The organism is Pelomicrobium sp. (assembly GCF_036803785.1).
In the GTDB taxonomy this organism is placed as follows: Bacteria; Pseudomonadota; Gammaproteobacteria; order Burkholderiales; family UBA6910; genus Pelomicrobium.
This window is the reverse complement of record NZ_DAIRTR010000134.1, coordinates 1-7,897: the sequence shown is the minus strand read 5'-3', so window position 1 is coordinate 7,897 and position 7,897 is coordinate 1. Positions and strand designations below refer to the sequence as shown.

Below are 7,897 nucleotides of genomic sequence, written 5' to 3'. Positions count from 1 at the left end.
CACAGGATCAGCAGACGGTGCGGGTTGGCCAGGCTCTTCAACAAGGCCGCCGCGTCGTCGGCATGGCGTACCATCTCGTTGGCTTGCGGAAGATAGGCCTGAGAGCGCTCCAGAACCTGGTCCACCTTATTTCACCTCTTGCTAATTTAGATTTTACTAATATAATGTCTTTCGTCCCGGGTCGCAAGGGACATAGACATACCTTGACCACTCCAGGCGCAGCGCGCATGTCGATGACCCACCCCGTCAGTGCTTTCTCTTGCGTCCGGCGTAGGCTGAGGGATGGGATGCCGATGATCTGCCGTCGTAGAACCGCGCTCGCCCCCGTCCCTGGTGGCAGATGCCGCCGCCTTAGGCCTTGCGCGGCCCATCCTGGACCGGACCGGATTCACATGGCCTTCATCGAAAAACGGGAAACGATAGCATGGAATTGACTGCGGGCTTGCTGCTTTCCACCTTTTTGCTCTCCCTGTTCGCTCTTTTCGTTTTCATCTGGTCCATGTCCAAGGACTTGTTCGGCTCCGGCTTGGAGGCCGCCAAAATCATCTTCGCCAAGCATGAACCGGGGAGAGTAGAGGAGCCGGCCGCAACCGGAACAGGCCTCCAAGCGCTGCAAGCGGTGGTCTTGGCAGGGAGCGCTGCCGGTCCGCCCGTGGACCCCGTCGAGCTGGAAGAGCGGCTGCGTGCCGACCGCTCTAGTGCCCTGGTGGCCGGCGTCGCCCTCACCTTCGCGGTCCTATGGCTCATCGTGGGCTCGATCGCGGGGTTGATCGCATCGATCAAGCTGCACGCGCCAGACTGGCTCGTCGACCAAGCGTGGCTCACTTTCGGGCGCATCCGGCCTATCCACCTGAACGCTGTCGCCTACGGCTGGGCGTCGTTTGCCGCCATCGGCGTCTCGCTGTGGTTGCTGCCCCGCTTGCTGAAGACGGAACTGGCGGGCGCCCGCTGGGCCCTTGCCGGCGGTGCCATCTGGAACCTGGGCGTGCTGATCGGCGTGGTGGCAATCGCCACCGGGCACAGCAACGGCATGGAATGGCTGGAATTCCCGTGGCCCGCAGCCGTGCTCCTGATCCTGGGAGGCGCCTTGCTTGGTGTGCCCTTGCTGCTCACGCTGCTCAGACGTCGCGTGCATCATCTCTACGTCTCGGTGTGGTACATCGCGGCTGGGTTGCTGTGGTTTCCCATTCTTTACTTGGTAGCCAACCTCCCCGGGCTGCATTTTGGCGTGCAGCAAGCGGCCATGAACTGGTGGTACGGGCACAACGTGCTGGGACTGTGGTTCACGCCCATCGGGCTGGCTGCCGCCTACTACTTCATCCCCAAGGTTCTCGGCAAACCGATCTACTCCTATAACCTGTCCCTGCTCGGCTTCTGGGCGCTCGCCTTTTTCTACAGCCAAGTCGGGGGACACCATCTGATCGGCGGTCCCGTGCCGGCATGGCTGGTCACCATCTCCATCGTGCAAAGCGTGATGATGGTGATCCCGGTGATCGCGGTGGCCATCAACCAGCACATGACGGTGGTCGGCAACTTCCGCGCTTTGCTCTACTCGCCCACTCTGCGCTTCGTGGTGCTCGGCGCGATGATGTACACGCTCGCCTCTTTGCAGGGCTCGCTGGAATCGCTGCGCGCGGTCAACACGGTCACCCATTTCACCCATTTCACGGTGGCTCATGCCCATCTGGGCCTGTATGGCTTCTTCTCCATGGTGATGTTCGGTGCCATCTACTTCATGATGCCCCGCATCATGGACTGGGAGTGGCCCTATCCGCGGCTCATCTCGCTGCATTTCTGGCTCGTGGTCGCAGGCTTTGCCGTCTACTTCGTTGCCCTCACCGTCGGCGGGTGGCTGCAGGGCCTTGCGCTGCTCGATGCCAAGCGCCCGTTCATGGAATCGGTCGCCCTCACCATCCCTTACCTGGAAGCGCGCTCCCTGGGCGGGGCGCTGATGACGCTGGGGCACCTGGTGTTTGCCTTGCACTTTTTCCTCATGGGATGGCGCTTCGGGCCGCGCCGCCTCGGCGCCGCGCTGCTCGGGCCTGCGCGGCTTCGCGCTAAAGCAGCCGCAGGAGGTGTACTATGAAACTTGCCGGCCGCTGGGAAATGGACGAAACCCGCCTGATCGTCGGCGCGATGGTGATCCTTGCGCTTGCCACCTCGGTCCTGGTGGTCCTCCCCTATCTGCTGCTGCACGAGATCAGACCGCCCGCCGGGCTCAAACCCTACAGCGAAGCCGAGTGGCGCGGCCGTCAGGTCTACGTCGCCAACGGCTGCGTCTACTGCCACTCGCAACAGCCCCGCGACCCACGCCAATCCCCCGCGGACCAGCAGCGCGGTTGGGGCAGGCCTTCCGTCGCCGGCGACTACGTCTACGATCGCCCGCACTTGCTCGGCACCATGCGTACCGGCCCTGACCTGCTGAACATCGGTGCACGACAACCGAGCCGCGAGTGGCATCTCGGCCACCTCTACCAGCCGAGGGCCTACGTGCCAGGTTCCATCATGCCGGCCTACCCGTTTTTGTTCGAAGCGCGCAAAGGCCCGGCCAAGGCAGGGGAGGTGGTGGTGAATCTTCCGCCCGACTTCAGTGAACCCGGAGTGACCCTGGTGGCCAAACCGGAAGCGCTCGATCTGGTCGCCTACTTGCTGGCGCTTGATCGCACCTATCCTGCGTGGCCCCTGTCCGGAGAGGCAGCCAAGCCATGACCGAACCCGAAAAGCACCCCGCGGCCCTCCGCCGCGAGCAAGCCGACCCCAGCGAGCAGACGAAACCCCTGCCCTGGATCGTCACCATGCTGCTGGGGGCCATGGCGATGTGGGGCGCTTTCTACATCGTGACCACCCCTTTCGGCGAGGGATCGGGCGTGGGCGATGGGCGCAGCGTGAGTGCCCTCGCACCACCGAAAGCGGCGAGCCAGGGCGCAGCACCCGCCCCCGACGGCCAGGCGCTGTTCATGGCCCGCTGCTCGGCTTGCCATCAGGCGAACGGTCAAGGAGTAACGGGCGTGTTCCCCCCCCTCGCCGGCTCCGAGTGGGTAGTGGGCCCGGAGCGGGTGCTGATCGCCGCCCTGCTGCACGGCATCAGCGGTGAGATTGAAGTTCGCGGCGCGAAGTACCAGGGCGCCATGCCCGCATTTGCGGCCCTATCGGATGCCGAGATCGCTGCCGTGGCCACCTACATTCGCGGCGCCTGGGGCAATGCCGCAAGCGCAGTCACGGCCGAACAGGTGGCGCAGGTGCGCGCCAGTACTCGGGATCGTACCCAACCGTACGAAGGAGGCGAAGCCCTCAAGGCGTTGCAATGAATGGGACACCCCACGCGGGTTCGTGGCGACTCACACTGCTTGCCGTGGCGACGATCCTGGCGGCCGGGCTCACGTTGATTGCCTGGCAGACGGAAGGCGGCCGAGCCTTTACGAGCGAATCCCTGCGCCGCCTCCAGGTAGAAAGGGACACGCCACCAGTGCCAGCGCTCACCGTCATCGACGAAAAGGGCAAGACGCAACTGCTGCCGGAGCTCGTCGCCGCGGGTCCGCCGGTCTGGATCGCGGACTTTTTCTATGCCCGCTGTACTTCCTTGTGCCTGGCTCAGGGCACGGTCATGGCGCAGTTGCAGCGGCAAATTCTGGAGCAGGGTCTCGAACGACGCGTCGGGCTTCTCAGCATAAGCTTCGATCCGGCGCACGACCGTCCCGAGGCGCTTCGCGCCTACGCCCGGCGCATGGGGGCCGAAGCCCGGGTGTGGCGCTTTGCGACGCTCGCGCGACCCGACGAGCAGCGCACTTTGCTCGCGCACTTCGGCCTGGTCGTCATTCCCGCGCCCCTCGGGGAATTCGAGCACAACGCCGCGCTCTATGTGATTTCCGCTGACGGGCGCCTGCTGCGTATCGAAGACATGGACGCTCCTCAGCGCAGTCTCGCTTATGCGCTTCGCGCAGCCGCGCTGGTCGATCATGGGCTGCCGCGCTAACACCCATGCCTGGGGTGGCCTGAGCCTGCTTGCCGCCGCCCTGTCCGTCCCCGGCTTGCGCGCCGGCATCGAGAGCAGCATGACGCTCCACATGTTGGTGCAAATGCCCCTGCTGTTGGCGGCCGGAGCCTGGCTCATGGCGAGACTCGATCCCGAGGTCAAGGCCGGGGCGCGCTTCGACATGCAGGGACTTGCGAGCTTCTCGTTCTGCCTCGTCGTTGCGAGCTATTGGATGCTGCCCTCGGCCATCGATCGGGCGGTGCTCGAGCCGGGGTTCGACGCGATCAAGGTCGTCTCGCTGCTGGCTTGCGGTGCCATGCTGCGCCAGGCAGTCATGCGCGCTCCCCCTGTGGTGCGGCTTTTTTTTCTCGGCTATATCCTGCAGATGATGCTCTGGCTGGGGCTCTATTGGGCGTTCACCGAGGAGCGCCTGTGCAACGTCTACAGCCTGGCGACGCAGCAGCAGGCAGGCATGGGGCTGGCGGCGCTCGCCGCCGCCGCGGGCGCCGTGCTTGTCTGGCGCCTGGCTCGGAGCGTGGCCTCCAGGCCCGAGGCCGCCGATCCGAGCCCTTGAGCCCGCCGTTCCTTGCGCGCTCTTGCGTGCAACGCGCGTGGGTCATGGCCCCGCGCCGCCACCCGGCGGCTACCGGGTCTTGCCGCAAGCCAGATTGGCCGGGATGGCGACATCCATGAGCCGCGGGTCCGGCAAGTGCAGATTGCGCATGATTTCCACGTATTGCGCCCGCGTCTTGCCAGCGATGCGCGGGTTGAACCGTTTCTCCTCGCCGATGGTGGAGACCGTCCACCCCTTGTAGTCGTGGGCTGGATAGACGAGGGTCTCGTCGGGTAGCCGGAACAGTTTGTTGACAATGGAATCCCAGGACTTCTCCGGATCGCCGTTTTGGAAGTCGGTACGCCCCGTGCCCCGGATGAGCAGCACGTCTCCGGTGAAGACGGCGTACGGAGCCTGCGGATTGAGGACGAAACTGAATGATTCGTCGGTATGCCCCGGGGTATAGAGGGCGCCCAGCTTGATTCCGTCCACGTCGATCAGCTCCCCTTCGCGGACGCTTTGTGAAACGCATTCGGCCTTGGTGAATTCTCCCATCATCGTGGCGCATCCAGTTGCGTCACGTAAATCGCCGAGGCCCGTGACATGGTCGGCATGGGTATGGGTGTCAATTGCTCGGACCAGCCGCAACTCGAGCTGCTCGATGGCGACGAGATACTGGGGAACCTGCTCTTTCACGGGGTCGATGATCAAGGCCTCGCGCCCCTTGCCCGACGCGATCAAATATGTGTAAGTGCTGGAGTTTGTGTCGAAAAACTGCCTAAATAGCATGGCACGCCATCCTTTCCTCGCCGCGGGCGACGCCCACGGTTATTATATTTCCGAGTTTTATAAATTAGCTTTTTCTAATATAATGAGCCTTGCCACGTCTGGCAAGACGCATCGAGAGGAGGAGCGCCATGGCTCACATCGTTGTGATGGGCGCCGGCCTCGGCGGGATGCCGGCCGCCTATGACCTCAGGAAAGCCCTCGGAAAATCCCACCAGGTGACTCTGGTCAACGCCTCCGAGCATTTCCAATTCACCCCCAGCAATCCCTGGGTCGCGGTAGGCTGGCGCGAGCCGGAGCAGATCCTGGTGCCCATCCGCCCCTACGTGGAGAAGAAGGGCATACGCTTCGTCGCCCAGGCGGTGACCAAGCTCGAGGCGCAGGCGAACCGGCTGACCCTGGCGAACGGCGAGACCCTCTCTTACGACTACCTGGTGATCGCCACGGGGCCGAAGCTGGCCTTCGACGAGATCGCCGGGTTGGGTCCCGAAAGGCACACCGTGAGCGTGTGCACCACGCCCCACGCCCAGCACGCCCATGGCGCTTACCAGGACTTTTTGAAAAATCCCGGCCCGGTGGTCATCGGCGCGGTCCAGGGCGCGAGCTGCTTTGGCCCAGCCTACGAGTTCGCCATGATCTTGGACGCCGATCTGCGCAAGCGCCGCATCCGCGACCGGGTGCCCATGACCTTCGTCACCAGCGAGCCCTATATCGGCCACATGGGCCTGGGCGGGGTGGGCGATTCCAAGGGCTTGCTGGAATCGGAGCTGCGCCAGCGGCACATCAAGTGGATCACCAACGCCAAGGTGCTCGAAGCCGCAGTGGACGGGGTGAAAGTGGCCGAGCACAACGAGCGGGGTGAAGCAGTCAAAGAGCACGAGCTTCCTTCCCGCTACACCATGTTCATCCCCGCCTTCAAAGGCGTGGACCCGGTGGCGGCGGTGGAGGGCCTCACCAACCCCCGCGGCTTCGTAGTGGTGGACGAGCACCAGCGCAATCCGAAGTACCGCAACGTCTTTTCTGCCGGGGTGTGCGTGGCGATTCCTCCAGTGGAAGCGACCCCGGTGCCCACCGGCGCGCCCAAGACCGGCTACATGATCGAGTCCATGGTCACGGCCATCGTAGAGAACATCAAGGCCGAGCTGGAGGGGCGTACCCCTTCCGCCAAGGCCACCTGGAACGCCATTTGCCTCGCCGACCTGGGGGACGACGGCGTCGCCTTCGTGGCGCTGCCCCAGATCCCGCCCCGTAACGTCACCTGGGCCAAGCAGGGCAAGTGGGTGCATCTCGCCAAGGTAGCCTTCGAGAAGTATTTCCTGCGCAAGATGAAGACCGGCACCACCGAGCCAATCTACGAGAAGTACGTGCTCCAGGCGCTGGGCATCACGCGGCTCAAAGAAAGCTGAAAAGGAGACCCCATGATGAACCCATCCTTCCTGCTGGCCGCGGCGTTCCTCGCCCTGGCCACCGCGCCGGCGCTGGCAGCCGGATCCCCAGACCCCCGGCTGGAGCGTTCTCGGGCGCTCGCCGACTCGTTCCAGCAAGCGCTCAAGCAAAAGCTCATGAGCGCCCTCGAGCAGGGCGGCCCGGTCAATGCCATCGGCGTATGCAAGGAAGAGGCTCCCGCCATCGCGGCGGGGCTATCCGCCCGAAGCGGCGCACAGGTGGGGCGCACGGCGCTACGCATCCGCAATCCGGCCAACGCCCCTGATCAGGACGCCCGGGCTGCCCTCGAGGGTTTCCAGAGGGCGCTCGAGAACGGCGCCGCGGCGGAAACGCTGGAGCGCTTCGAAGTGCGACCTGACGGCAGCGCCCGCTACATGAAGGCCATCCTGGCCCAGCCACCCTGCCTCGCCTGCCACGGTAGCGAGCTCTCGGCGCCGGTCCAGGCAGCATTGAAACAGCACTACCCGCAAGACCGGGCGACCGGTTTCCGAGCGGGGGATCTACGGGGCGCTTTCCTGATCGACTGGCCTGCCTCCAACGCCAGGGAGGCACGGCCATGATCCGAATCTGCCCCCATTGCGGTGCGAAGAACCGGGTACCGGCGTCCCATCTGGCGGACACGGGCCGTTGCGGCGCCTGCAAGGGCGCACTTCCGCCGCTGGCCGAGCCCATTGAGGCGGACGAGACGCTCTTTACAGAAATCACCCGGGAAGCCAAGGTGCCGGTGCTGGTGGACTTCTGGGCGCCCTGGTGCGCCCCTTGCCGCATGGCGGCCCCGGAGGTGGCCAAGGCCGCCGCCAACCTGGCGGGCCAAGCCGTCGTGCTCAAGGTGAATACGGAGGAGCACCCGGTGCTGGCGAGCCGCTTCGGCGTGCGCAGCATCCCCAACTTCGCGCTGTTCAAGAACGGCACGTTGCGCTGGCAGCAGCCGGGGCTGCTCAACCATCGACAACTGGAGCAACTCGTCCTGCAGGCAGCATGAGGGGCAGGCGCCAGCGAGTTGGGGAAAGCAAGGGGTTGCCGCTTGCCCGGCCTGCACCGGCGGCGCCTTTCCCGAATATCGACTGGCGCGCCGCTTTGCGGCGCGGCATCGTGAAGTTGTTGCTGTTCAAGCTCGCCGCCCTCGCCGCCCTGCAGGC

General features: G+C 64.8%; 9 protein-coding genes. 8 read left to right on the top strand and 1 reads right to left on the bottom strand.

Going from position 1 to position 7,897, the window contains the following annotated elements; genetic code table 11:
- Positions 1-424 precede the first annotated feature (424 nt).
- Genes V7Q81_RS13145 through V7Q81_RS13125 form a run of 5 tightly spaced genes read left to right on the top strand, consistent with a single transcriptional unit; the run spans position 425 to position 4,547 of the window.
- The gene (locus V7Q81_RS13145; protein ID WP_333844040.1) at positions 425-2,086 is read left to right on the top strand and encodes a cbb3-type cytochrome c oxidase subunit I; all 1,662 of its coding nucleotides are present in this window, start codon (positions 425-427) and stop codon (positions 2,084-2,086) included.
- Complete coding sequence (locus tag V7Q81_RS13140; protein ID WP_333844038.1) at positions 2,083-2,709, top strand: cbb3-type cytochrome c oxidase subunit II; 627 nt, start codon at positions 2,083-2,085, stop codon at positions 2,707-2,709. The genes V7Q81_RS13145 and V7Q81_RS13140 overlap by 4 nt, the downstream gene beginning before the upstream one ends.
- Positions 2,706-3,308 (top strand): c-type cytochrome, encoded by a 603-nt coding sequence (locus V7Q81_RS13135; protein ID WP_333844036.1) that lies wholly within the window; start codon positions 2,706-2,708, stop codon positions 3,306-3,308. The genes V7Q81_RS13140 and V7Q81_RS13135 overlap by 4 nt, the downstream gene beginning before the upstream one ends.
- Entirely contained in the window at positions 3,305-3,973 is a 669-nt protein-coding gene (locus V7Q81_RS13130; RefSeq protein ID WP_333844034.1) for an SCO family protein, read from the top strand. Before V7Q81_RS13135 ends, V7Q81_RS13130 begins: the two co-directional genes overlap by 4 nt.
- A complete protein-coding gene (locus V7Q81_RS13125) occupies positions 3,957-4,547 on the top strand; it encodes a hypothetical protein (protein WP_333844032.1) in 591 nt (196 codons plus the stop codon). Before V7Q81_RS13130 ends, V7Q81_RS13125 begins: the two co-directional genes overlap by 17 nt.
- A gap of 69 nt (positions 4,548-4,616) precedes the next feature.
- Here the strand turns inward: V7Q81_RS13125 and V7Q81_RS13120 are convergent, their stop codons facing one another.
- Complete coding sequence (locus V7Q81_RS13120; RefSeq protein ID WP_333844029.1) at positions 4,617-5,315, bottom strand: MBL fold metallo-hydrolase; 699 nt, start codon at positions 5,313-5,315, stop codon at positions 4,617-4,619.
- Between the two features lie 128 nt (positions 5,316-5,443).
- On the opposite strand from V7Q81_RS13120, the gene V7Q81_RS13115 reads away from it, so the two are divergent.
- Genes V7Q81_RS13115 through V7Q81_RS13105 form a run of 3 tightly spaced genes read left to right on the top strand, consistent with a single transcriptional unit; the run spans position 5,444 to position 7,740 of the window.
- Positions 5,444-6,718 carry an NAD(P)/FAD-dependent oxidoreductase gene (locus tag V7Q81_RS13115; protein WP_333844028.1) on the top strand — a complete coding sequence of 425 codons (1,275 nt, stop codon included), beginning with the start codon at positions 5,444-5,446 and terminating at the stop codon, positions 6,716-6,718.
- Between the two features lie 12 nt (positions 6,719-6,730).
- Complete coding sequence (locus V7Q81_RS13110) at positions 6,731-7,318, top strand: Tll0287-like domain-containing protein (RefSeq protein WP_333844027.1); 588 nt, start codon at positions 6,731-6,733, stop codon at positions 7,316-7,318.
- Positions 7,315-7,740 carry a thioredoxin domain-containing protein gene (locus tag V7Q81_RS13105; RefSeq protein ID WP_333844025.1) on the top strand — a complete coding sequence of 142 codons (426 nt, stop codon included), beginning with the start codon at positions 7,315-7,317 and terminating at the stop codon, positions 7,738-7,740. Before V7Q81_RS13110 ends, V7Q81_RS13105 begins: the two co-directional genes overlap by 4 nt.
- Positions 7,741-7,897 lie beyond the last annotated feature (157 nt).

Coding starts and splice junctions, on each gene's coding strand:
- V7Q81_RS13145 (WP_333844040.1), top strand. CDS start 425: ATGGAATTGACTGCGGGCTTGCTGCTTTCCACCTTTTTGCTCTCCCTG.
- V7Q81_RS13140 (WP_333844038.1), top strand. CDS start 2,083: ATGAAACTTGCCGGCCGCTGGGAAATGGACGAAACCCGCCTGATCGTC.
- V7Q81_RS13135 (WP_333844036.1), top strand. CDS start 2,706: ATGACCGAACCCGAAAAGCACCCCGCGGCCCTCCGCCGCGAGCAAGCC.
- V7Q81_RS13130 (WP_333844034.1), top strand. CDS start 3,305: ATGAATGGGACACCCCACGCGGGTTCGTGGCGACTCACACTGCTTGCC.
- V7Q81_RS13125 (WP_333844032.1), top strand. CDS start 3,957: ATGGGCTGCCGCGCTAACACCCATGCCTGGGGTGGCCTGAGCCTGCTT.
- V7Q81_RS13120 (WP_333844029.1), bottom strand. CDS start 5,315: ATGCTATTTAGGCAGTTTTTCGACACAAACTCCAGCACTTACACATAT.
- V7Q81_RS13115 (WP_333844028.1), top strand. CDS start 5,444: ATGGCTCACATCGTTGTGATGGGCGCCGGCCTCGGCGGGATGCCGGCC.
- V7Q81_RS13110 (WP_333844027.1), top strand. CDS start 6,731: ATGATGAACCCATCCTTCCTGCTGGCCGCGGCGTTCCTCGCCCTGGCC.
- V7Q81_RS13105 (WP_333844025.1), top strand. CDS start 7,315: ATGATCCGAATCTGCCCCCATTGCGGTGCGAAGAACCGGGTACCGGCG.